This is a genomic window from Pedobacter metabolipauper (genome assembly GCF_004362715.1).
In the GTDB taxonomy this organism is placed as follows: Bacteria; Bacteroidota; Bacteroidia; order Sphingobacteriales; family Sphingobacteriaceae; genus Pedobacter; species Pedobacter metabolipauper.
The window spans coordinates 249,601-275,613 of the sequence record NZ_SNYC01000003.1 but is presented as its reverse complement, the minus strand read 5'-3'; the positions used below and the strand labels follow the sequence as shown (position 1 = coordinate 275,613).

Annotated in this window: 19 protein-coding genes; 16 read left to right on the top strand and 3 right to left on the bottom strand. The window is 40.1% G+C overall.

Translation table 11 applies throughout. From position 1 onward, the window contains the following. The first annotated feature begins 72 nt into the window (after positions 1 to 72). The 10 genes from ATK78_RS01250 (at position 73) to ATK78_RS01205 (ending at position 13,005) form a co-directional block, all read left to right on the top strand. A complete protein-coding gene (locus tag ATK78_RS01250; protein WP_133574245.1) occupies positions 73 to 408 on the top strand; it encodes a MerR family transcriptional regulator in 336 nt (111 codons plus the stop codon). Positions 409 to 651: 243 nt separating this feature from the next. Further along, positions 652 to 2,682, top strand: coding sequence for a general secretion pathway protein GspK (locus ATK78_RS01245; protein WP_243732401.1), 2,031 nt, complete (start codon positions 652 to 654; stop codon positions 2,680 to 2,682). Continuing rightward, positions 2,679 to 4,724 carry a ComEC/Rec2 family competence protein gene (locus ATK78_RS01240; protein WP_133574244.1) on the top strand — a complete coding sequence of 682 codons (2,046 nt, stop codon included), beginning with the start codon at positions 2,679 to 2,681 and terminating at the stop codon, positions 4,722 to 4,724. The genes ATK78_RS01245 and ATK78_RS01240 overlap by 4 nt, the downstream gene beginning before the upstream one ends. A 29-nt stretch (positions 4,725 to 4,753) precedes the next feature. Beyond that, entirely contained in the window at positions 4,754 to 5,533 is a 780-nt protein-coding gene (locus tag ATK78_RS01235) for an enoyl-CoA hydratase/isomerase family protein (protein WP_133574243.1), read from the top strand. Positions 5,534 to 5,600: 67 nt separating this feature from the next. Further along, positions 5,601 to 6,281, top strand: coding sequence for a DUF4412 domain-containing protein (locus ATK78_RS01230; protein ID WP_133574242.1), 681 nt, complete (start codon positions 5,601 to 5,603; stop codon positions 6,279 to 6,281). Between the two features lie 9 nt (positions 6,282 to 6,290). Continuing rightward, a complete protein-coding gene (locus tag ATK78_RS01225) occupies positions 6,291 to 8,153 on the top strand; it encodes an LTA synthase family protein (protein WP_133574241.1) in 1,863 nt (620 codons plus the stop codon). A gap of 3 nt (positions 8,154 to 8,156) precedes the next feature. Continuing rightward, positions 8,157 to 10,316 (top strand): S9 family peptidase, encoded by a 2,160-nt coding sequence (locus ATK78_RS01220; protein ID WP_133574240.1) that lies wholly within the window; start codon positions 8,157 to 8,159, stop codon positions 10,314 to 10,316. A 108-nt stretch (positions 10,317 to 10,424) separates the two neighbouring features. Then, positions 10,425 to 11,234, top strand: coding sequence for an MlaE family ABC transporter permease (locus ATK78_RS01215; RefSeq protein WP_133574239.1), 810 nt, complete (start codon positions 10,425 to 10,427; stop codon positions 11,232 to 11,234). A 5-nt stretch (positions 11,235 to 11,239) separates the two neighbouring features. After that, positions 11,240 to 12,010 carry an ABC transporter ATP-binding protein gene (locus ATK78_RS01210; protein WP_133574238.1) on the top strand — a complete coding sequence of 257 codons (771 nt, stop codon included), beginning with the start codon at positions 11,240 to 11,242 and terminating at the stop codon, positions 12,008 to 12,010. A 5-nt stretch (positions 12,011 to 12,015) separates the two neighbouring features. Beyond that, complete coding sequence (locus tag ATK78_RS01205) at positions 12,016 to 13,005, top strand: MlaD family protein (RefSeq protein ID WP_133574237.1); 990 nt, start codon at positions 12,016 to 12,018, stop codon at positions 13,003 to 13,005. 13 nt (positions 13,006 to 13,018) lie between these two features. On the opposite strand, the gene ATK78_RS01200 is transcribed toward ATK78_RS01205, so the two are convergent. Beyond that, a complete protein-coding gene (locus ATK78_RS01200; protein ID WP_133574236.1) occupies positions 13,019 to 14,995 on the bottom strand; it encodes a sensor histidine kinase in 1,977 nt (658 codons plus the stop codon). Positions 14,996 to 15,161: 166 nt separating this feature from the next. Here ATK78_RS01200 and ATK78_RS01195 point away from each other — a divergent pair, with 166 nt between their 5' ends. Then, the gene (locus ATK78_RS01195) at positions 15,162 to 16,031 is read left to right on the top strand and encodes an aldose 1-epimerase family protein (protein WP_133574235.1); all 870 of its coding nucleotides are present in this window, start codon (positions 15,162 to 15,164) and stop codon (positions 16,029 to 16,031) included. 6 nt (positions 16,032 to 16,037) lie between these two features. Here the strand turns inward: ATK78_RS01195 and ATK78_RS01190 are convergent, their stop codons facing one another. Together ATK78_RS01190 and ATK78_RS01185 are read right to left on the bottom strand one after the other, a co-directional pair. Continuing rightward, positions 16,038 to 16,829, bottom strand: a complete 792-nt coding sequence (locus ATK78_RS01190) for a DUF4249 domain-containing protein (protein ID WP_243732400.1) — start codon at positions 16,827 to 16,829, stop codon at positions 16,038 to 16,040. Positions 16,830 to 16,832: 3 nt separating this feature from the next. Further along, entirely contained in the window at positions 16,833 to 19,163 is a 2,331-nt protein-coding gene (locus tag ATK78_RS01185) for a TonB-dependent receptor (protein ID WP_133575239.1), read from the bottom strand. A gap of 116 nt (positions 19,164 to 19,279) precedes the next feature. On the opposite strand from ATK78_RS01185, the gene ATK78_RS01180 reads away from it, so the two are divergent. From ATK78_RS01180 to pdeM, 5 genes are read left to right on the top strand one after another with little or no spacing between them, the layout of a single operon-like run. Beyond that, on the top strand, positions 19,280 to 19,711 hold the full coding sequence (locus tag ATK78_RS01180) for a hypothetical protein (protein WP_133574234.1): 432 nt from the start codon (positions 19,280 to 19,282) through the stop codon (positions 19,709 to 19,711). 41 nt (positions 19,712 to 19,752) lie between these two features. After that, the gene (locus tag ATK78_RS01175) at positions 19,753 to 20,817 is read left to right on the top strand and encodes a ligase-associated DNA damage response exonuclease (RefSeq protein WP_133574233.1); all 1,065 of its coding nucleotides are present in this window, start codon (positions 19,753 to 19,755) and stop codon (positions 20,815 to 20,817) included. Further along, a complete protein-coding gene (locus ATK78_RS01170; RefSeq protein WP_133574232.1) occupies positions 20,814 to 22,406 on the top strand; it encodes an ATP-dependent DNA ligase in 1,593 nt (530 codons plus the stop codon). Before ATK78_RS01175 ends, ATK78_RS01170 begins: the two co-directional genes overlap by 4 nt. A gap of 48 nt (positions 22,407 to 22,454) precedes the next feature. After that, positions 22,455 to 24,995, top strand: a complete 2,541-nt coding sequence (locus ATK78_RS01165) for a ligase-associated DNA damage response DEXH box helicase (RefSeq protein WP_133574231.1) — start codon at positions 22,455 to 22,457, stop codon at positions 24,993 to 24,995. Between the two features lie 30 nt (positions 24,996 to 25,025). Next, complete coding sequence (gene pdeM / locus ATK78_RS01160; protein WP_133574230.1) at positions 25,026 to 25,661, top strand: ligase-associated DNA damage response endonuclease PdeM; 636 nt, start codon at positions 25,026 to 25,028, stop codon at positions 25,659 to 25,661. The last annotated feature ends 352 nt before the right edge of the window (positions 25,662 to 26,013 follow it).

Below are 26,013 nucleotides of genomic sequence, written 5' to 3'. Positions count from 1 at the left end.
TTATAAACAATTTTATCTAAGTTTGACTACTTTAAATAAAAGCTATAAACCACTAATAATCAATACCAAAATATGCCTTATAAGGAACGGGAAATCAATAAGATGTATTATACAATGGGTGAGGTAACCGAAATGTTTGGCGTAAATGCATCGCAGATCCGATTTTATGAAAAGGAGTTTGATGTACTGCAGCCTAAGAAAAACAAAAAGGGAAACCGCTTATTTACCCCAGAGGATATTGACAATTTAAAGATCATCTTTCACCTGGTAGATGACAAGGGTTTTACCTTAAAAGGAGCTAAAGAACATTTAAAGAATAATAGTGGAGAAGTCAAAGAAAACCAAAAGATCATTGCCTCTTTAGAAAAACTAAAAGACTTCTTACTGAAGCTTAATGACGAGATCTAACTTTCAAAAGGTCTGTGTCACTCCTGCTGTCTTTCTTACCAATTTCAATTGTTATTATGGTAGGCTTAGTAATTATGCCCATTACAGCGTCAAAAAGCAATTCTAAAATTTTTATATAGCGAATTTCCGTTTAAACCAATAACACACCTACAAACACCCGTACTCTAAGCGCAAAAAAATATTTCAACTTAACCGGATAATACTTGGTTCATCTAAAATAAATTCTGGTGATTTGGCTGATTTATGCCAAACACTAAAATTATAGCAATCCTCCTGATCATGATGTTCCTGTTTCTAAAAGCCAGGGCACAGGAAGAAGATGTATTCGTAAAAGAGCTCATTGAAGCAATTGCAGAGTCCTTGCCGGAAGATTACGACCTTTCTGAAATCGCAGAACGGCTTAATTATCATATAAAAAACCCAATTAACCTCAATAAAACAAACAGGCAGGAATTGAATGATCTGATATTTCTATCTGCGTTACAGATCAGCAATTTATTCAACCACCTCACAACCAATGGAAAGCTACTGGATCTTTTGGAGCTTCAGGGTATTGAAGGTTTTGACTCAGAAACGATCAAACGATTATTGCCGTTCGTTACACTTAAAATACCTTCAGAACTATCCGGAAAGCAGCCTGAAGAACTATTTATAAAAGGAAATCATGATCTTATATTTAGGTACGGACGAATATTGGAAACGCAGAAAGGGTTCACAAACTTACCAGGAAGCAAATACCAGGGTACTCCAGAGAAACTATTATTTAAATACAAGTACTCTTTTTCTAATACCTTATCAGCAACCCTAATTGCTGAAAAAGATGCAGGAGAATATCTTTTATCACAAAAAACAGGTGCAGATCATATATCCGGCAACATAGGGATTGGTCATATCGGGAAGATTGAAAAGCTCATTCTAGGGGATTATTCGCTGCAATTTGGACAAGGATTAACTTTATGGTCGGGCTTTGCATTCGGGAAAGGTTCAGATGTGACCAGTGTTGCAGCCAAAGACGGCGGAATAAAGCCGTATAGCTCTGCCAACGAAGTTTCTTTCTTTAGAGGTGCTGCAGCTACAATAGCCATATCCAATAGCATAAATTACACCTCCTTTATTTCATTCAGAAAACTGGATGCCAGTTTAACCTATACGGAAGATCACAACCCAACGCTACAGAATATTACTTTAAGCGGATTACACCGGACTCAAAATGAATTGAAGAACCAAAAAACCCTGAAACAGCTAATCTATGGAGTTGCAGTTCAATACACAAAGAATAACCTCCAAATTGGTTTAATTGGATATCACACAAGGTATCAGCATGAATTTATCACAGGAACACAAGCATATAACCGATATGGTTTTACCGGTAACCGGCTCACAAACGGAGGAATTCATTATAATTATACGTACAGAAACATGTATCTCTATGCAGAAGCAGCCCACAGTCTTACCAGCGGATGGGCTGTAGTCAATGCTGCAATGATCAGTTTATCGAAAACCATGTCAATGATAATGCTCTACCGAAATTATGCAAAGGATTATCACAATTTCTACAGCAATGGAATTGGTGAAGGTTCGGAAATCAATAACGAAAGAGGCTGGTATATGGGGCTAAATTATGCAGCCAGCAAGAGGTGGACTTATTCAATATATTGTGATTATTTTAAATTTCCCTGGTTAAAATACCGTATAGACTCCCCCTCTTCCGGTTATGAAACCCTGGGTCAGATAGCCTATACACCAACAAAGACCTTCAAACTTATTCTGTGTTATAAAAAAGAGATCAAACAACAGAATGCAGATGATGACAGCCAGCTTGAACAAGTCAAAAAACAAACTGCAAGAATAGAATGCAACTGGAAATTAGATAAGAAGTTTAACTTTCAGCAGCGACTGGAACTTTCTGAATATCAAAAAGGTAAATTAAGAAATGAAATTGGGTGCTTAATCTATTCTGATATAAATTATAAGCCGATGTCTGCAAAATTATCTGCCAATATGCGGATAGCCTGCTTTGCAACGCCATCGTATAACAGCAGAATTTATGCGTATGAGGATAACGTGCTATATGGGGCAAGCTCAGGAATTTATAGTGGAAAAGGCATCAGAACCTTTATAAATCTAAGATACCGGTTAAACAAGCAAATCGACTTGTGGACAAGATACGGGATCTACCTATACAGTGATGTAGCAAGCATTGGTTCGGGGCTGGACGAGATTAAAGGAAATAAAAAATCAGCAGTTAATTTTCAAATACGCTATCAGCTTTGAGACCTAATTATACAAGATCAGAATTTGTGTTTGTAAGGATCTTAGCGCCTTTCGCCCTGGGGATCTTTCTATTTTATCCGGTAGATCATCTGGAACAGATAACCTGGTTATATCGCATATGTGCATTCCTGTTGCTCATTGTATTATTCGTGCACATTTTTTACAAGCGTTTAAAGGCCTACCGTTTTAAAGGAATTAACGGACTGATCATATACCTTTTCATTTTTAGTCTTGGTGGTCTGTGTAGTGTGATCAATAAACAACCTTTAGCAGCAGATCATTATAAACACCAGAAAGCAAACTACTTAAAGGTTATGGTTGATGATGAACCCCAGCTAAAAGGTCATATTCTAAAGTTTAAGGCAAAAGTAATCTGTGCTTACCAGTGTAGTTATCCATCCACTACGCAAAATCAAATTGATCATTATTCTATAAACGCTAAATTCGATCAACGCTCTCAACACTCTCAAGGTTTTCAACGCTCTCAAGGTTCTCAACGTTCTCAGGAAGATGATCAATTATTAAAGATCACGACAAATACAGCAACAGGAACGATCTTAATTGCTGTCAGGACAAACATCAGGCAGCCCATCAATCTGATCTATGGAGATCAACTTGTCATTCCATCAAAATTAAACACAATAGATCCACCATTTAATCCATCAGAATTCGATTACAGGTTCTGGCTGGCGGCACAGCATATCGATCACCAGGCATACCTTTATCCGAATCAGCTCGTAAAAACAAAGAGCAACACAGGTAATATAATCAAAGCGTTTGCACTAAAGACCAGGGCTGCGCAGGTCAGCTTTTACCGGAAGGTCATAAAAGGAGATGATGCTTTTGCACTGGCTTCAACGCTGATCCTGGGATACCGGGCAGATTTAAGTCAAGAAACATTAAGCATCTATTCTAAAACAGGAACCATACATGCGCTATCCGTATCGGGAATGCATGTAGGTTTAATCTACCTGATCATAAACTGGGCATTACAGTTTTTAAACCGCAGTAAATTGATGAAGTATATCAAAACATTCTTGATCCTGGCATTGATCTGGATGTATGCGTTACTAACCGGATTTTCGCCATCTGTTCTACGCTCAGCCATAATGCTATCCGTATTTATTATAGCTAAGACCTGCTCAAGAAGGACAAACAGTTACAATACAATCGCATTTTCTGCATTCTGCTTACTGGTTTATGAACCATTTTTGATTTGGGATGTTGGATTTCAATTGTCCTTTCTCGCTGTACTTGGCCTGATCTATCTGCAGCCAAAAATTCAAAACTGGGTTTATATTAAAAATAAATGGATCAATAAGATTTGGTCGGCCACAGCGATATCACTGGCCGCTCAATTGATCACTACTCCATTTAGTCTGTATTATTTTCATCAGTTCCCGGTATATTTCCTGCTTAGCAATCTGTTTATTATGCTGCCAACAGCACTGCTAATGTATCTGGGCATCCTGATCCTGTTGGGTAAGTTTGAATTTTTAGGCCCAGCATTTGAATGGCTGATTAACTTTACCAACAGCGGGTTGGAATGGATCTCTACGCTCCCGGGCGCTAACCTATCATCTATCTGGCTCAATAAAATAGAACTGTTGCTGCTATGTATGGCATTAACAACACTGGCAACTGCGTTATCATCCTTTAAGAAAATGCACCTATATATTTCCCTAATGTGTTTTTTAATGCTCCAGTCCATCCATAGTTATGGGTGGGTTACAGCCTTAAAGCAGAAAAAAATGATAATTTACAATCTTCGTAAGCATCATGCAACTGCGTTTATATATGCGGAAAGGGCAATAGTAATGACAGATCTCGACCCAAACGGAAAGGCATTCCATTATTTTATTAAACCCGGACTGGACCGGGACCATGTACAAAAGATAATTTTCATAAATGGAAACCGGGATACTACCACATCCTTCTTTTCATTAAAAGGCAATACCATTACTTTTTTAAAATTTAGAATGGATAAATTTCAACTTCTTAATTATGATTTAAAGAAAAATAAAGCATATTTGATCGAATAAATAAATGGATTTGGTTTAAACCAACTAGTATGACAGAACCTTTGGTTTTATATTCAGTTAGTCAGCGGATAGCAACCATCGCTATAAACAGGCCGGAAAAGCGTAATGCGTTAAATCCTGACCTCGTTGATCTATTAACAGAAACATTCCTTAAAGCTTCAGAAGACGATGAAGTAAAGGTAATTGTATTGAAAGCTGTTGGAGGCACATTCAGTGCAGGTGCAGATTTGGCTTACTTGCTGCAGCTGCAGCAAAACAGTTACGAAGAGAATCTGGCCGATTCAGAGCGACTTAAACGATTATTTACTACAATCTATTATCTTCCAAAAGTGGTCATTGCCCAGGTAGAAGGTCATGCCATAGCCGGGGGATGCGGATTAGCCACCATTTGCGACATCATATTTTCAGTACCTGAGGCCAGCTATGGTTATACCGAAGTAAAACTTGGCTTCGTACCTGCAATTGTATCTTGTTTCCTGCTGCGTAAGACCAGCGAAACGATTGCCAAAAAGATACTGCTTACCGGTGCTCTTTTTACAGCGCAGGAAGCCCTGGAATATGGGTTGATCACTTTTGTAACGGATAAAGAAGAAATTAGTCAAAGTGTACAGGAATTTGCTTTAAAACTGTGCAATGAAGCGTCATCTAATTCGTTAATGGTTACAAAACAACTCGTCGGACAAACAACAAATCCGCAGCTGGAGAAAAGCCTGTCCCTTGCCGTACAGATCAATGCACGGGTAAGGGATAGCGAAGACTTTAAAAGAGGGGTAGCTTCATTCATTAACAAAGAGAAAATTACCTGGTAGGGAACAATTGCCTTCCTATGCCAATTGCTAAATAAACCGGTACCATTAAAATTAAAAAATTAAAACTATGTTTAAATCCATCAAAACCAGTGTAGTAGCCCTTATCTTAATCGGCACAGCTGTAATCGCAAAAGCACAAAAAGTAATCGAACAGGGTACCATTACTTATGGTATTGAGTATGTACTTACAGAGGATCAGAAAAAAGCCATCGATGTCTCTGTATTGCCCTCAGAAAGTAAGGTTCAGTTTAACGGAACCATTTCCAAAGTTGAGATCGACATGGGAATGGCAATGGTTAAAGTAATTACGGATGCAGCAGCAAAAAATGCGCTGTTACTGATCGATGTACCAATGATGCAAAAGCAGTTTGCTACAAAGATGAACAAAGCAGACCTGGAAAAACAATCCGGTAATATGAAACTTGTTGACCTTAAGGCTTCCGGTGAAAAACAAACCATTGCAGGCTACCAAACGGAAAAATATACCTACAAAGACAATAACGGAACGGCCTATGAAATCTGGGTAAGTACCGATCTTAAATTCTCACCAGGTGCAATTCCACCTGAATTTGCTGAACTTAAAGGAACACCTGTAAAATACACCGCAATCAATGAAGGCATTAAAACGGTGTTAACGCTAAAAAGTGTTAAAGAAGAAAAGGTAGGACCATTTACTTTAGAAGTACCTAAAGGTTATGAACTAAAAACTATGGCAGAAATGGAAGCCATGAGAAACGGTGGAGAATAAGCTGCAGGCATGTTAAAAAGCACGTTCTTCTTTGCCAGGTTCATCCTGTTCTGGCTTGTTTTTTTCTTCCTTGACCGGTTCCTGTTCTTAATCATTAATTCCAGCAAAATAGCCAGGATCTCCTATTCAGAGATCCTGGCCACTTTTTACCATGCACTTTTGCTGGATATATCTATGATCGCCTACCTGCTGATCATTCCGCTGATCAGTTACATCTACTGGCTTTTAAATGGCAGGAAAGTTGTAAACCTGAACTGGCTTCCGGTATATAATAAAATTCTGATTGTATTATTTAGTCTCATCTCCGTAGTTAATTTCAACATTTACCGGGAATGGGGCAGTAAGATCAACGCAAAAGCATTGGGTTTTGCCATTTATACACCAAACGAAGCACTGGCATCAAGCGCATCCTCTCCCATTGCATTGTCTATATCTATACTGGCTTTAATTGCGGCAATGGGCTTTTTCCTTCAAAACCGCATCATACTTAAAAATATAAAGTTCGAAAAAAGTCCGGTATGGTTTAGAGGGATTATCAGTATCCTGCTAATAGGAATAACCTTTTTAATGATGCGCGGTGGCTTTTATGGTGCTCCAATTAACCAGAGCATGGCTTATTTCTCTAAAGAGCAAATACTAAATCATGCCGCAGTAAATACAGAATGGAACCTGATCTCCAGTGTACTTGCCGCAAAAAAAACAAAGTCAAATCCTTACCTATATCTCGATAAGCAGCAAGCAGCGCTTCAGGTTAAAGACCTGTATGCAGTAAAAAAAGATACAACAATCCACATTTTAAACACAGAAAGGCCAAACATTGTGCTTTTCATTGTGGAAAGCTTTACCGCCGATTTAACCAAAACACTCGGTAATGAGAATGGCATCACCCCATCATTTGATAGCCTGATCAGTAAAGGGGTTCTTTTCAGTAAAATATATTCTTCCGGAAACAGGACAGACAAAGGATTTATAGCTACCCTTTCCGGATTCCCTACCCTGGCTGCTGTTAATATTGTTAAATGGCCGGAAAAGACCCAAAAACTACCATCCATCGCACAATCTTTATATAAAAATGGATACCACAATTCCTTCTTCTATGGCGGAGAGTCTGAGTTTGATAATTACAAAGCATTTATATTGAGCCATGACTACCAAAAACTAATTGATAAAAATGATTACAAGGGTGGTCAGGTAACGAGTTGGGGGCAATTTGATGGAGCAGTCTTGAAAAGGCAGCTTCAGGAAATAAAAACAGAAAAACAACCTTTTTTCTCCACCATTCTGACACTCACCAACCATGAACCGTTTGCACTGCCAGGTCAGTATAAATTTGGCACGTCAGATAACATTGCAAAATTTAAAAGTACCGCCTATTATACAGATTCCTGTATAAATGCGTACCTTAATGCAGCAAAAAAAGAGAGCTGGTATAAGAACACATTGTTTATATTCATTGCAGATCATGGTCATGTGTACCCAAAGAACATATATGATATTTATGTTCCCCAACGTTACCATGTACCGCTCCTGTTTTATGGAGATGTAATTAAAGACGAATTTAAAGGTAAAAAATTCAATAACATTGGCAGTCAGACAGATATCGCAGCTACACTTTTAGCGCAGTTAAATATCAGTAACAAAGAATTTATATGGAGCAAGAACCTGCTTAACCCTTATGTTAAACCATTTGCTTTTTTTAGCTGGGATAATGGTATGGGCTTTATCAATAACGAACAAAGTGTTACATTTGATAATGTAGGAAAGATGATCCTGTACAATAGTCATGTAAAAGATGAGGCCCAAACCTCAAAAACACTGACCCAGGCAAAATCATATCTCCAAAGTGTATATGAGAAATTTATAGAACTTTAAAAAATGAACATCAAAACCCTCTTTGTTAAGCTTAGCTTAATTTTAATTATTGGTATTTATAGCCAGGCCAGAGCACAAGGTGTTAAGTGGACAAAGGACGGCACCTCTTATTACCAGGTAAGCAATGGTGAGATCGTATCCATTACCCTACCTAAAAATGAACGTAAGGTTATATTAAGCCGCAGTTTATTGGCATCTGCAAATCTAAATACCAACATCAAAAGCTTCGAGATCTCTGAAGATGGTGCTAAAGTTTTGATATACACCAATAGTAAAAAGGTGTGGCGTGAAGAAACCCGCGGAGACTATTATGTGGCCGACCTAAAGTCTAATCAGGTAATTAAAATTGGCGCAGGCAAACCTGCCTCATCACTGATGTTCGCTAAATTCTCACCAGATGGCAATAAAGTAGCCTATGTAAGCAAGAACAACATCTATGTTGATGATCTGAATGATAAAAGCAGTAAAGCGTTAACCAAAGACGGTACAGACAGGTTGATCAATGGTACTTTTGACTGGGTATATGAAGAAGAGTTCTTTTGCAGGGATGGTTTCAGATGGAGCCCTGATGGACAATCCATCGCCTATTGGCAATTGGATGCTGCAAAAACAAAGAACTTCCTGATGATCAACAATACAGATTCCATCTATCCGTTTACCATTCCTGTAGAATATCCAAAGGTTGGAGAAAATCCCTCTTCCTGCAAAGTAGGCATTGTGAACATTGCCACAGCAGCAACAAGCTGGCTAAAAATTCCAGGCGATTTAATTCAAAACTATATCCCAAGAATGGAATGGATCCCAAATACCAATGAGGTGATCCTGCAGCAATTGAACAGGGAGCAAAATCAAAGTAAAATATATGTAGCCAATGCCCTCAGCGGAGCAATCAGCAATATCCTGACAGAAACCGATAAAGCCTGGATAGACCCAACTAAAGGCTGGGATTGGATCAATGAAGGTAAAGAGTTTATCTGGACAAGTGATAAAGATGGCTGGAACCATGTATACCGCATCAGTAAAGACGGAAAAAAACAAACGCTGATCACTAAGGGAGATTATGATGTGATCCAGCAATTACTGATCGATGAAAAAACCGGATATCTTTATTTTACGGCCTCCCCTTCTAATGCAACCCAAAAATATTTATACAAGACCAAACTGGGTGGCGGTGCAAAATTAGAAATGGTAACCTCTTCAATATTCCCGGGCAGCCACGATTATGACATTTCTCCAAATGGTCTTTTCGCCAGGCATACCTATCAAAGTTCAACGATTCCACCGCTTACAGAATGGATGCGGTTTACCACCCTTACCCCATTAACGATGGAAGGAAGTGTAACGAACCAGCTTGGCAGGATCAAACCACAGAAGAATAAGGTAGAGTTTTTCAAAGTGACAACAGAAGATGGTGTAGAAATGGATGGATGGATGAAAAAGCCAGACAACTTTGACCAGACAAAAAAATATCCGGTTGTTTTCTATGTATATGGAGAACCATGGGGACAAACGGCAGCAGATACCTGGGGAGTGGAACAAAACAGGCTTTATACCGGCGACATGGCTAAAGACGGATATATTTATATTTCGCTTGACAATCGTGGTACCCCTACACCAAAAGGAAGAGAATGGCGTAAAAGCATTTTCCAAAAGATTGGCACACTAAACATCCGTGATCAGGCTATGGCTGCTAAAAAGATCATTACCTGGCCTTTTGTAGACAAAAACCGCATCGCCGTATGGGGATGGAGCGGTGGCGGATCTTCCACATTAAACCTGCTGTTCCAATATCCGGATATTTATCAAACAGGTATCGCCATTGCCGCAGTAGCAAATCAGCTTACCTATGATAATATTTACCAGGAAAGATACATGGGCTCACCCTTAAAAACTACTGAAGCTTACACTAAGGGATCACCAATTAACTACGCAAAGTTCTTAAAAGGCAATCTATTGTATATTCATGGTACTGGAGACGATAATGTGCATTATCAAAACGCAGAAATGCTGATCAATGAATTAATAAAAAACCGAAAAGTATTCCAATTGATGTCTTATCCAAACAGAACCCATTCAATTAATGAAGGTACAGGAACATCAGAACATTTGGCACTGACATTTACTCAGTTCTTACAGAAAAATTGTCCCCCTGGAGGTAAATAATCAAATTATTGCGTTTTCATGCAATCATGGCTCATAATTTGATAGCTAGAGATCGCTGTCAGGTTTTAGGGGGCAATTACTAAATTAAGGATATGATAACGGATATACATGGGAAACAAAGCTGAAAGCCCGGTAGTTTTAGAGGATGCAGTTAAAGGCCCGGGTAAGTTATCCAGGATGTTTTTAACATTATATGATGTTTTTCAATTTATAGGCCGTTTTTTTAAAGAAGGTTTTTTACCTCCATACGAAGGTAAGGAGCTTATGAAACAATGTTACGACATTGGTTACCGCTCATTAGCCCTCATCTCTTTAACAGGTTTTATCACTGGGGTGGTATTTACCAAACAGTCCAGACCCTCACTAGCAGAATTTGGCGCTACCTCATGGTTGCCATCACTCGTAGGGATCGCTTTGCTTAGAACCCTTGCCCCATTGTTAACCTCATTGATCGCAGCCGGAAAAGTAGGTTCCAGCATTGGTGCCGAACTTGGCTCCATGCGGGTAACAGAACAAATTGATGCTATGGAGGTTTCTGCCACCAATCCTTTTAAGTTTTTAGTAACCACACGCGTGCTGGCCGCAACAATTACCATTCCCATTCTTACGTTCTATACCGCAATGGTAGGCATGCTGGGTGCCCTGCTAAACGTATCCATGAGCGAAGGAACAAGTGCAAAAGCCTTTTTCCAGTCCTCATTAGAATCCATTACCTTTTTGGATATTACAGCATCTACCGTTAAAGCTGTAATTTTCGGCTTTACCATTGGCATGGTGGGCTGCTACCAGGGATATAATTCATCAAAAGGAACAGAAGGTGTTGGTAAAGCCGCAAACTCAGCCGTTGTAATCGGTATGTTCCTCATATTTATTGAAGAAGTAGTTTCAGTTCAGTTTTTTGGTTTATTTAGAACATAATCGTTATGGAACAAAAGAAACCAACAGCAACAGCTGAAAAAGTCATAGAAATTAAAGGATTATTTAAATCTTTCGGAAACTACCACGTGCTCAAGGGTGTAGACCTTGATCTTTATAAAAGAGAAAACCTGGTTGTGCTTGGAAAATCAGGAACAGGAAAATCAGTTCTTATTAAGATTGTAGTTGGCTTGCTTACGCCAGATCAGGGCGAGGTTAAAGTACTTGATCAGATCGTTGACCAGATCACTTATAAAGACCTGCTGGACCTCCGTTTAAAAGTAGGGTTCTCCTTTCAAAATAGTGCCTTGTACGACAGTATGACGATTCGTGAAAATCTGGAGTTTCCATTGGTAAGGAATCAGAGAAACCTGACCAAAGGAGAAGTAAACAGTGCCGTAGAAGAAATGCTGGATGCAGTAGGCCTGCTTCAGACCATCAATCAAATGCCTTCAGAATTATCTGGCGGACAAAGAAAAAGAATTGGAATAGCACGTACATTAATTCTCCGGCCAGAGATCATGCTTTATGATGAACCAACAGCCGGTCTGGATCCAATCACTTGTTTGGAGATCAATAGCCTGATCAATGAAGTACAGGACCGTTTTCATACCAGTTCCATTATCATTACCCACGATCTAACCTGCGCCAAAGCAGTAGGAAACCGTGTAGCCATGTTACTGGATGGCAAATTTGAACGCCAGGGTACGTTTGAAGAAGTATTTAATACCAGTGATAAACGGGTAAAACCATTTTACGATTACAATTTTATTCAATAGAAATTATGCAGGCATCAGACAATCGCCGTAAAATAACAGTTGGCGCATTTATTCTCCTTGGTTTAGCGATATTCGTTATCGGCGTCTTCACCTTAGGAAGTCAGAAAAAAGCCTTTGTAAAAAGCTTTTCTGTGAGCGTAGTATTCAACGATATCCAGGGATTAAAAACAGGTAACAACGTTTGGTTCTCAGGGGTAAAGATCGGTACCATTAAAAAGATCCAGTTTTATGGAACTTCACAAGTACAGGTGTTCCTGAACATAGAAGAAGAAGCCCATAAATACATCCATAAGAACGCAGCAGCAAGTATCAGCTCTGACGGGTTAATCGGAAACAAGATCATTGTGATCACCGGCGGAACCCCAAAGTTTCCATTTGTTGAAGATGGCGACCAGCTGCAGGTAAACACCACCCTGTCTACAGATGATATCATGAAAACTTTCCAGGTAAACAATAAAAACCTGGTTGATGTAACCGCAGACTTTAAATTATTAGCCCGTGGATTGGTTGAAGGAAAAGGCACTGCAGGTGCTTTACTGGCAGATGAAAAAATAGCGAACGACTTTAAAGCAATTGTAAGTAACCTGAAAAGTACTACCGCATCTGCTAATAAGATGGCAGCAGAGCTGGATGTTTTTTCAAAAACCTTGAATACGAAAGGCGGACTTACAGACAAGCTTCTTACCGATACTGCTGTATTTGCTAAATTGCAGGCTTCTGTTGATGAATTAAAAAAGACAGCAGGATCAGCAGCCATGCTTACAGAAAACCTGAATAAGGCATCTTCAAAGCTTAATCAGACTGATAATGCGGTAGGTGTATTGCTGAATGATCAAAAAACAGCAGAACAGGTAAAAATGATCATGAAGAACATGGAGACAAGCAGCCAAAAGCTGGATGAAAACTTAGAGGCTTTACAAAGTAACTTCCTGTTGAGGGGCTTCTTTAAGAAAAAAGCAAAAGCTGAAGCAGAGGCCGCTAAAAAGAATCCATAGAACTGAAGCAGTTTTACTTAAAATAGATGTTAAACATGGTACCTATGTTTAATGTACTCTTTACAGTGACACTGCCGCCCATCGCATCGATCTGATTTTTTGAGATGAATAACCCTACTCCCTTTGAGTCCGGGTTACTTGTAAAGGTCTTATACATGCCAAATAATTCATTTCCATACCTGTCCAGGTCAATTCCAATTCCATTGTCTGAAATTTGAAGTACAATCTGGTCATTCTCTATAAAAGTACTCAGTTCAATAATCGGAAAACGATCCGGATGGGCGTAACGTATCGCATTATAAATAAAATTAAGAAGAACGCTTTCGAGATAAGCTGGATTATAATTAACAATGACATGATCAGGAACATGATTCCGTATATCTGCATCCGTTAGCACAACCTGATCATTCAGGATAGATACCGCAATATTAATGTATTTCCTCAAATTTAATGGTTCACTAACGATATTAACATTCGTTTGAATATTAACTACCTGGTTTAAATTGATCATGGTCTCGTTCAGGGAGTCAGACACTACCTTTAAAAGCTTGATCATTTCAAGCCTTTCTGTTTCGGATTCCGAAATGTCGATCAAATTGGTGATGGCCTGAATGTTACTGGAATGGGATCTTAGATTGTGCGAAACGATATAAGAGAAATTCATCAGGCGCTTATTTTGTTCGTTTAACAAATTAAAAGAATCACTAAGATCCTTTTGAGATGCTTTACGCTCCGTAATATCTTCTACGATCAGAATATGGCTTTCAGCCTTACCCACTCCCGTTATCAGGGGTGTTTCTACTACATTAGCCCATTTAATGCTTCCGTCCTTGTGGATATATCGCGTCTGAATTTTCAGTTCATTAATCAAACCAGACCTCAGATCTTTCAGACCATCGAGTTCGGCATAAATGCTCTCCGGATAGGTGATCGATTGAAAACTTAACTCATAAAGCTCCTCTTCACTATAGCCTAATCTATCAACCAGCCTTTTATTGACCTGTAAAAAATGGCCATTGTCAGATCGTACCAATGCAATACCTATGGCGGCCTCATTAAAGATAGTCTTAAATTTATTTTCAGTGATCAGTAGTTCAGAAGCCTGGTCATGAACACGCATTTGTAGTTTCAATGTTTTTCTTAACAGCTGAACCAGGAGCAAGCTGCAGAGTACTGCCAGAAGCAGCCCAAATAATGCAGGAGAAATGATCTGGTACCAGGTATCGTACCTGTTTGCAGCAACCAGGTAAAGCCTCCAGTTTCCGTCCGGAAAAGTAGCAGTTTCGTACATATAACCAGAAAAATCAGTATTTCCAGGTAAAAAGAATTCTTCCTTTTGGGTAAGCACATTAAACTTAGAAAACTGAAAAAAGTAATTGTTATCCTTTGCATTATAAATGCCCGCACTTTTTAGAAAAGTATCCAGCTTAATTACAACAGCAGAAAATCCCCAGAATTTATTTTTTCGGTAAACCGGCAGCCTGCCAACCAGGCCAATCCCGCCTTGCTGCAATTTATCAGGCCCAAGAAAGTACATTTTTCTCGACTTAATGGCTTCCCTTGCCCGGACAACATTATCTTTAAATCCATTAAAAATATTGTAGTTTATGGCCTTTTCGTTCCCAGCAACCGGATAAACATATTTAATGATCCCGTCTGGTACCAGCTGTACCGCCTGGAAGTTTGAGTTCGAATCAATCAGCTGTGCGCCAACTTCATTGAAATTTTCAGGAACGCCATCGTAGTTAATGGTTAAAGCAAGGGTAAGTGCCGCAGTATAGCTGTTTTTAAGCGATTGTTCAATATTTTGCTCAATCACATTTAACACACTGTTCATTTCTTTATGGGCATTCTCTTTTAGGATCCGGTACCGCTGATAGCTGATAAAACCGATCAGCAGCACAAAGAACAAAAAAACAACAATGCCGGCAACTTTTGGCTTCTTTAATAACCAGCCATTTACAGCAGTAAGTCTTTGTTCAAGATCCATCAGATAAATACAGCACAAGTAAATTAATGTTCCCGGAAATATAAATAATAGAGGTGTTTTATCTAAATTTTACAGATAATAAACTTATACAATAAAATACAATTATGCAAAAGATATTTAAATCGTTTATCTGATTTTATTTACATTAGCAATTTAACACACATCTATGATTAACCTTGAAAATGAATATCTAAAAGTATCTTTTGCATCAAAAGGTGCAGAATTGCAAAGTATAAAAAGCAAGCAGAATGACAAAGAATACCTATGGGATGGTAATCCTGATTTTTGGGCTAAACATAGCCCGGTATTATTCCCCATTGTAGGGGGATTAAAAAATAACACCTATTATTTTGAAGATCAGAAGTACCAGTTAAGCAGGCATGGTTTTGCAAGGGATCATGAGTTTCAGGTGACGCAGGTAAGCACAACTGAAGCCAGCTTTACCTTTAGACATACTCCGGAAACCCTAAAGATCTATCCATTTAAATTCAGCCTGAAAATCAGTTATGCGTTAAAAGATAACACATTAACCTGCACCTATGCCGTATCCAATCCAGATGACACCAATGGGTTGTTATTTTCCATTGGCGGACATCCGGCATTTGCCCTTCCAGCCACAGAACAGCTTAAATATTCAGATTACTTTCTGGAGTTTAATACAGATGATGAATTGGTTTATCATAAGATTGAAGGCGACCTGATCGACAATGAAACCATGACTATAAAATTAACCAACAAAACCTTACCGTTAAAACATGAATTATTTTATGAGGACGCGCTGGTATTTAAAAACTTAAAAAGCAATCTTATCTCTATAAAGAACACAAAGAACAATCATGGGCTTACCTTTCAGTTTGAGCAGTTTCCTTTCTTTGGCATCTGGGCAGCGAAAGATGCAGATTTTGTATGTTTAGAGCCCTGGTGCGGAATTGCAGATGGCATCGATCACAATCAGGACCTTAAAAACAAGGAAGGCATCATAGAACTGGCACCAGGCTCAGAATGGCAGCGAAAATGGTCCGTAGTCTGCTTCTAAATAAAGCTATTGAATTACAGCCATTCTCTTATTTGACGTATATGCACTAAAAATACCCAGGGCACCATTGTTGAAATTTGAGGGCGGGTTTGATGGGGCAACAGGAGGCCCGCCACCGCCAGAATTCCGGTTAAGGCTGTAAAAATAGGTATATACATTTCTGTCAATACATTGAAATTCAACCTCAACAACATCGCCGGCAACGAGGTCTCCAAGTTCGAAGAAAATTACGTTACTTACGTTATTTCCATCGTTAAACCGGTCGTCACTCACCTCATCCTCTTCCAGTTTATCCTTTAATTTCATAATGTACCGGTATTGATTCTGAATGCCTTTTGGATCAATAAAATTAGCAGCTACATAGGTATTTGTTTCACCAAAAAAAGAAAAATCTCTAAAGCTTAAAGAATCCAGGACAACTTTAGCCGGCATTATCGAACTTGCGGTATACGTTACATCATCCACCGTAACATTTAGTGTGTAGTTTATTCCAGGCCTGCCGCGAAACCGTGTGCTTCTGTAAACTCCGGGAGATATCTCAGTATAGGTAATTGGATTACTGCCAGCACCTGTTAGAACAACCTTTGCTCCTTCTACCCCATTAAATTTATTAGGTTCGGTAAAGCTATACGTTCTCGATACCCTTACAATCTGGTTTTCTACCTGGTCACTTACCCCCGCATCAATCACTACCAGGGGTTTCGCATTGTCCAGTTCGAGGTCAATTACCTTTTCACACCCGGTAAACATCAGCATGAGTATGCCGGCCATTATAAATAAGCGATGGGTTAATTTCATGGGTTAAAATTTAAAGTTCCAGGTTACAGAAGGAATGATCCCAAACAAGGTAGTACGAACAACCTGGGTTTTGGAAGCATCATCAGGATCATCCTTAAAATCTATGGAAAATGCGTTTTGGCGGTTGTATAAATTATAGATCCCAAAAGACCAGCTGGAATAGAATTTCTTATTGGGCTTTCCTTCAAGTGTTGCAGATACATCCAACCGGTGGTACTCCGGCGTACGGTAGCCATTCTTTTCAGAATAATAAAAAGCGGTACGTCCGTTGATCTGGTATTTTCCACTCGGATAGGTAACCGCATTTCCTGTATTGTAAACAAAAACAGAAGAGAAGGTCCACCGTGCACTGGCTTTATAGATTCCTACAACAGAAAGATCATGCGTCCGGTCTTGCTTTGCATAAAACCATTGTCCTTCGCTAATTGCATCAAAATTACGTTCAGTACGGGACAGCGTATAACCAACCCAGCCATTAAACTTGCCAAATCTTTTTTTAATAAAAAGTTCGATGCCATACGCACGGCCATCACCATACAGCAGGTCAGCCTCAACGTTCCCATTTCCGCGAAGGTCAGTTCCGCTTCTGTATTCAATTTGGTTCTGCATCCATTTGTAATAAAGCTCAGCAGAAAACTCGTAATTATCGTCGTTAAAATTTCTAAAATATCCCGCAGCAAACTGATCAGCAATTTCAGGCTTTACATTATTGCTGTTCATAATATAAAGATCAGTTGGTGATGTAGACGTCGAATTGGACATCAGGTGAATGTTTTGAACATTCCGCGTATAAGCAGTCTTTATAGAACTGGAACCCGTTAACTGATAACTGACAGAGATACGTGGCTCAGGGTTAAAATAGTTCTTTACAAACCGGCCAGAACCATACGGAGTGGTATTGATCGTATTCCCATCGGCATCATAAGTTTTAAAATTTCCGGGGCCAAGTAAAGAAAAACTGCTTAGCCGGAGTCCGTAAACAACATTCATCTTCTCATTAACTGTCCACTCATCAGATATATAAGCAGCAAGCTCCAAACCATTTCTGTTCTCATAATCAGTTTCATTAACACTTGATGCCGCTGTTGAGGTAAGATTGCCGGGATCAATGGTGTGATGAATGGCATTGATGCCGAACTTTAAATTATGAGAATTGCTGATGCTGTATTCAAAATCCTGTTTGATGTTAAAATCTTTAATAGCGGAGTTCACTTCGAAGTTATTCTCTTCCATCAGGTTCTGGATCACATAATTATAATTGCTGTAAATCAGTGAGGTATTTGAGAATAAGCGGTTACTGTATAAATGGTTCCAGCGCATGGTAACCGTTGCATTTCCCCAGTTAAAGCCAAATGAATCAGAGATCCCCAGTTTATCCCTTCCAAAATAACCCGAAAGGAACAGGGTATTTTTATCATCGATCTGATAATTGGCCTTGGCATTTACATCGTAAAAGAACAGCGTATTGCTATTGATGGAGCTATCGGAGGAAAGCTTTAAAAATGCATCCAGATAGGTTCTTCTGGCGCTGATCATAAAAGAACCTTTATCTTTAACAATTGGGCCTTCAACTTTTAGCCTGGATGAGATCAGGCCAATGCCCCCTTCGGCAGTAAAGCCCTTACGGTTACCATCGTTCATCTTAATATCAAGCACAGAAGCCAGTCTGCCGCCATACTGAGCAGGCATCCCCCCTTTATAAACACTTAAGTCTTTTATTGCATCAGAATTAAAGGTAGAGAAGAAGCCAAGTAGATGCGACGCGTTATAAACCGGGGCTTCATCCAGCAGGATCAGGTTCTGATCGGTTGAGCCGCCACGCACATAAAACCCGCTGTTTCCTTCACCGGCAGATTTTATTCCCGGAAGCAGCTGCAGCGTCTTAAGCACATCGCGCTCCCCAAGCAGCACAGGAATATTGTTAATTTCTCTGACATTTACCTTTTGAAGGCCCATCTGCGGACTGCTTACATTCTCATTTCGCTTTACAGCAGAAATGACAACCTCATTAAGGCGGTTATCTTCTTCCAGAACAAAATTGATCCGGACATCTTTATTAACATCAATGGGTTGCTTAACTGTCTTGTAGCCAACAAAGCTAACAGAAAGTTCATAACTACCAGGATCGGTGCTCAACGAGTAAAAGCCATATGAATTGCTGACAGAGCCGCTTGTTGATTTACCGGTCAGTTTAATGCTTGCACCAATTAAGGTTTCTCCGGTTGCCGAATCCGTAACCACGCCATTTATTATAAATTTACCCTGTGCCAGAGAAACTTGAAAACCTGCAATAACAAAAAAAAGTATCCCTATAAATCTAATGGTAAAAAGCATATCAACATCGTGTCCGGGTAAAAATAGAAAAGATTTAACCAATACCGAAGTATTAAAATCATTAATAACAAATACAGGCTTTATTAAGCGTACCTTTGCAATTACAAAATATAATTATGGATTACGAAGCGTATTACAATGAACTTTTAGGGGAATTGGAGAGAACAATAACAGTACTGACTACTTACAATGAAATAGAAGATTTCTTTACCTCATCAACCAGGAACAAGGTAACCTATGAATCTTATGTACTCAGTTCAATGCCCATCGGAGTTGCAGACATTGTATACATTCTAACAACAGGCAACATTGCGATCAAATATGATGTTGAACTTCGTAATACCTTAAAGAACAACACCCGCCTGGCCTTTACCAAAGGCTTAAAGAAACTTTTTGAAGCAGAAAAAACAAAGATCATCAGCATCTTTACATCCCTGGTAGAAATATCAAACGATAAATTTTTAAAAGACCTGCTGAACGATGTAACCAATGATCTCAATAAAAACGAGTCGAGATTACTTCGGTTAAAAGATTTGATGCGAAGATAGTCTCCGCAAAACTTTATGTGCGTGGATGGTGTTAATCATCCATGGCACTGATCAAATTTACCAGCAAAGGAATTTATTGTAAACAGGGTGATTTTTATATTGATCCCTGGCAGCCTGTTAATTTAGCAGTAACTACCCATGGCCATGCAGATCATGTGAAATGGGGCAACAAAGCCTATCTGTGCCATGACCTTACCAAGCCCATCTTGGATCAGCGGCTTGGAGCAGATCTGAACATCCAAACCCTGCCTTATCGCAAAACACTTACCATCAACGGGGTACAGATCAGCCTTTTTCCCGCAGGGCATGTCATTGGTTCTGCACAGGTCAGGCTCGAATACAAAGGGGAAGTTTGTGTAGTTTCTGGTGATTATAAGGTAGAATACGATGGCATCAGCACAGAATTTGAGCCTGTAAAATGCCATACCTTTGTATCGGAAAGTACATTTGGCCTGCCCATTTATAAATGGGCACCCCAGGAAAAGATCTTCTCGCAGATTAAAGACTGGATCGCTGACAATCATGATAAAAATAAAACCAGCGTACTGGTAGCATATAGCCTTGGAAAAGCACAAAGGCTCATCAATGGCCTTGATGGATATAGTGACATTTATGTCCACAATTCTATCGCGAACCTCAACGAAGGCTTTATCCGGGCCGGAGTCAAAATTCCTGAAACCATCCGCATTACACCAGAAACGAAAAAGGAACAATTACAAAAAGGAATTGTAATCGTACCCCCTGCCCTTGCAGAAGGACGATGGATCAAAAACCTAACCCAGGCAGCTACCGGCGTATGTTCCGGATGGATGCAGGTAAGGGCCAGCAGGAGATGGAGAAGTGCAGATGCCGGCTTTGCATTGAGCGATCACGCCGATTGGCCCGGCTTGCTATCAGCCATCAAGGCCACAGAAGCAGAAAAAGTATTTGTAACACATGGCTATACCGCTACATTTTCTAAGTATCTGAACAGTATAGGTATCGATTCGGAAGAGGTAAAAACACAATACGGAAACGAAGAGGAAGAAGAAAAAGCAGAAGTTGTACAAGATGGTATAGGGAATGTTGTACCGGGTCACATAACCGATAAGGAGGAAACCACTTGAGGCGCTTTACAGAATTGATCCAGCAATTGGAAATGAGCAATAAGACGAATGATAAGATCGCTGCCCTTGTCGATTATTTTAATGAAGCAGATGATCTGGACAAACCCTATGTCATTGCGATGTTTACCGGTAAAAAACCCAGGCGCCCGGTGGCCACTGCGCTAATCAAACACTGGGCTATCGAACTAAGCGGCATCCCCGACTGGCTTTTCGCTGAGAGCTACCACAGTGTAGGCGACCTCAGTGAAACCATTGCACTTGTATTACCTCCTGCAGAGCATCTGAGCAACCGCAAACTGCATGAATGGATCATTGACCTTGCTTTGCTTAACGGAAAGGATGACGACGCTAAAAAAGAGTTTATCCTAAATGCCTGGAATAGCCTGGAAACTCAGGAACGCTTTGTATTCAACAAACTTATTTCGGGAAATTTCAGGATTGGTGTTTCCAATAAAATGCTGGTTAACGCCCTGGCCAAACAAAGCGATACCGAAAGCAGCAAGATCATGCACAGCATTATGGGTAAATGGCAGCCATCGGAGATCAGTTATCTGGACCTGATAGCCGGAGCCCATGTAAATACAGACAATTCATGGCCATACCCCTTTTGCCTGGCCTATGCACTTGAAGCAGAACCCGGAAGTTTAGGGCCTGCTACCGCATGGCAGGCAGAGTGGAAATGGGATGGCATCCGCGGACAGATCGTAAAGCGAAATGGCGAACTCTTCATCTGGTCACGCGGCGAAGAGCTGGTAACCGATCAATTCCCTGAACTGCATTTCCTGTTAAATGAACTAGAGGATGGTACCGTACTGGACGGAGAGATCTTATCCATAAAAGATGGAAAAGTACAGGCATTTAGCATTTTACAGCAGCGGCTAAACCGTAAAACCATCAACAAATCACAATTAAATGATGCACCAATAGGCTTTTATACCTATGATTTGCTGGAACACGGAGGACGTGATCTCAGAGAAGATCCGCTTAACTTACGAAGGTCATTGCTGGTAAAAGTGATTGAAGGCCTTAAAAACAATGAGGTAGTGCTCCTGTCGCCAGTCATTCAATTCAACGACTGGGAACAACTGGCAGAGATCCGCCAGGGTGCAAGAGAGATCAACAGTGAAGGCATTATGTTAAAAAAGCTAGACTCCCTGTACCATTCCGGCAGGAAGCGCGGCGACTGGTGGAAATGGAAGATTAATCCCTATACGGTAGATACGGTAATGATCTATGCGCAAAAAGGGAGCGGCAGAAGAGCCAATTTCTTTACAGATTATACTTTTGCCGTACGGGATGGCGAAAAGCTGATTACCATAGCCAAGGCTTATTCCGGACTTACAGATAAAGAAATTAAAGAAGTAGACGCATTTGTAAAAAAGAATGCCGTAGAGAAATTCGGACCGGTACGTACCGTAAAACCAGAATTGGTTTTTGAAATTGCATTTGAAGGGATTGCAGAAAGCAAAAGACATAAAGCAGGTTTGGCACTCAGGTTTCCACGGATTGCAAGATGGAGGAAAGATAAAAAAGCCGATGAGATCAATACGCTTGACGACTTGAGACAATTGCTGCAATCTACTTTTTAATAACCTTACAGGGATACGCTTTAACAACCGGATAGGAATACGCTGAATATGGGAATAGAAACAAGCAAGGGATATAAACAGGTTATTAAATGGCTTAAGCTTAGCCGCAAGAAACCTTTTAAATTTCAAACCGATGCCTGGCAGTACTATGCAGAAGGATATTCCGGCTTGGTAAATGCCCCAACAGGCTTTGGCAAGACATTTTCCATCTTTTTGGCCGTAATAATCGACGAACTGAATACCAGGGCAGACCTTGAAAAGATAAAACCAGCAAAGAAAACAACAGGCTCAAAAAAGAAGAAACCGGAAGGTTTAAAACTGATCTGGATCACCCCGCTGCGTTCTCTGGCCAAAGATCTTGCCCGAGCCATGACAGAAGTCTGTGCACAATTGGAATTAGACTGGCACGTAGGCGTACGCAATGGCGACACTACACAAAATGAAAAGTTAAAGCAAAAAAAGCAAATGCCGGAAGTACTGATCATTACACCCGAAAGCATTCACCTTTTACTCGCACAAAAAAGCACCTTTAATTATTTTGAACAACTGCAATGTATCGTTGCAGACGAATGGCATGAACTGCTGGGCAGTAAGCGTGGCGTAATGACTGAACTGGCCATATCTCGGATCAAAGGGCTTATAAATGAAAAGAATCCGGAACGCCTGTTAAGGATCTGGGGCATTTCTGCAACAATTGGCAATATGGAGCAAGCCATGGATGTACTGGTGCCCTATGAAGATCTGTTAAAAACAATCATAAGATCCGATATCGAAAAGAAGATCGTCATTAAATCTATATTACCAGATCATATCGACATGCTGCCATGGGCAGGCCATTTAGGTTTTAAATTAGCCGACAAGCTATTACCCATTATCCGTAAAAGTAAAACGACGCTGATATTTACCAATACCCGCGGCCAGGCAGAAATGTGGTACCAGACCCTGCTGGCTAAAGATGGGAACCTGGCGGGTCTGCTCGCCATCCACCACGGATCCATAGATTTTGAACTGAGAAACTGGATTGAAGATTCCATACATACCGGGGCCCTTAAAGCAGTGGTAAGCACCTCATCATTGGATCTGGGTGTAGATTTTAAGCCGGTAGATACCGTGGTCCAAATTGGATCACCAAAAGGCGTTGCACGATTTTTACAGCGTGCAGGCCGAAGCGGTCACTCCCCTTACGAAACTTCAAAGATCTACTTCCTCCCTACCCATGCACTGGAACTTGTTGAGGCAGCAGCGATAAAAGAAGCCGCAAGAACACAGGATATAGAAAGCCGCGAACCGGTGGTCATGGCATTCGACACCCTCATCCAATACCTGGTTACTTTAGCCGTAGGCGATGGGTTTGATGATGAAAAGATCTTTTTTGAGGTAAAACAAACCCATGCATTCAGAGAACTCTTACCGCAGGAATGGAACTGGATCATGCAGTTTATAACTACAGGTGGCGACAGTCTAACCGCCTATAACGAGTTTAGTAAAGTAACAAAAGTGGACGGACTATGGAAGGTAGAGAGCCGGCAGATCGCGATGCGTCACCGCCTGCATATCGGAACCATTGTAAGTGATGCAATGATTAAGGTAAAATACATCAGTGGCGGATTTGTGGGGATGGTAGAAGAATCATTCATTGCCCGCATTAAGCCGGGCAATAGCTTTACGCTTGCAGGCAGGGTTCTGGAATTTATCATGATCAAAGATATGATGGCACTGGTAAGAAAAAGTAAGCTCAAACAAGCAATCAGTCCGAGTTGGATGGGTGGCCGTATCTCATTAACAGCAAACCTGGGCAGCATCCTGAGAAAGAAATACAATGAGACGCTGGACAAAGCGCATGACGATGAAGAGCTGGATATCATATTTCCTTTATTTGAGCGCCAGGCCAAGGTATCGCATGTACCCAAAAGTGATGAATTTTTAATAGAACTGATCCATACCCGGGATGGATATCATTTCTTTGCCTATCCATTTGAAGGACGTCAGGTGCACGAAATTATGGCCTCATTAATTGCCTACCGGCTAGGCCGCATCAAGCCGATCAGCTTTTCAATAGCCATGAATGATTATGGATTTGAGCTGCTCAGTGAACAGGAAATACCACTGGACGAGGAAAATATTAAAGACCTGTTTACCCCTAAAAACCTGTCGGAAGATATTGTAGCGAGCATTAATGCCACAGAAATGGCACGACGCAAATTCAGGGACATAGCCTGTATCTCTGGATTGGTATTTCAAGGCTATCCAGGAAAGTATATCGCCAATAAACACCTGCAATCGTCAGCAGCATTATTTTTCAACGTTTTTAGTGATTATGACAAACATAACTTATTATTGCGCCAGGCATATGATGAAGCATTTTACCAGCAGATAGAAGAGCCCAGGTTAGCAGCTGCCCTGCACCGGATTCAAGCCAGTAAGGTGATCATTGTCAAAGCACAAAGTTATACCCCGCTTTGTTTTCCGATCAAGGTAGATAGTTTAAGGGATACCTTAAGCTCAGAAGAACTGAGCCAGAGAATTGAAAGAATGACTGCTGAAGCAGAAAAAAGAAACGTCAAAAAGAATAAATACCAAAAAGAATAAATACCAGAAAGAATAATACCAGGAAGAAGAATGATCGTTAATTGCAGCGGGGAAAGTTTAGTATTGAGTAAAGAGAGGGCCATCTACTGGGAAAGGGAACACATGCTGATCATCAGCGACCTTCACATTGGCAAATCAGCACATTTTAGAAAATCGGGCATCCAGGTGCCGGATACTGTCGGCACGACAGACCTGCAGCGGCTCAGTTCCCTTCTGGAAGAATTTAAACCCAAAATACTATTGGTTACCGGGGACATGTTTCACAACAAGATCAACAGTGATGCACTCGCCTTTTCAGTATGGAGAAAAAACTTTCCTGAATTAAGCGTAATCCTGATTAAGGGCAATCATGATGCGCTTAAAAATTCAGACTATGCGGACTTAAACATTGAGGTACACCAAAAAGAACTGTTGTGTAAACCATTCCGGTTTATACATGATAAGCCCACCGTGTTTGATGAGTATTACAACATATCCGGCCATATACACCCAGGTGTGGCGATCTATGGAAAGGCAAAGCAGCAATTAAAGTTTCCCTGCTTCTATTTCGGCGAGCATTGTTCAGTATTACCAGCCTTTAGTGTATTTACAGGATTAAAGATGCTAAAGCCAGAAGAAGGCGACCGCTTTTATGCCATTACACCAGGAAAAGTTATTCAGGTATAATAACCAGGATCATTCTTTGTTTGGCCCTGATAAAAGATCAAATTACAATGAAAATAAATGATCTCAATTTAAATATCTCTGCCTTTATAAATGATTCAAAATCATTCTCTGCATAGCCCGGACAAAAAGATCAATTACAATGAAAATAAATGATCTCAATTTAAATTTTTTTTTCTTTTTTAATTGATTCAAATCATTCTCTGCATAGCCCGGACAAAAAGATCAATTACAATGAAAATAAATGATCTCAATTTAAATATCTCCGTCTTTATAAATGATTCAAAATCAACCTATGCTTAGCCTTGGTAAAAGATCAATTACAATGAAAATAAATGATCTCAATTTAAATATC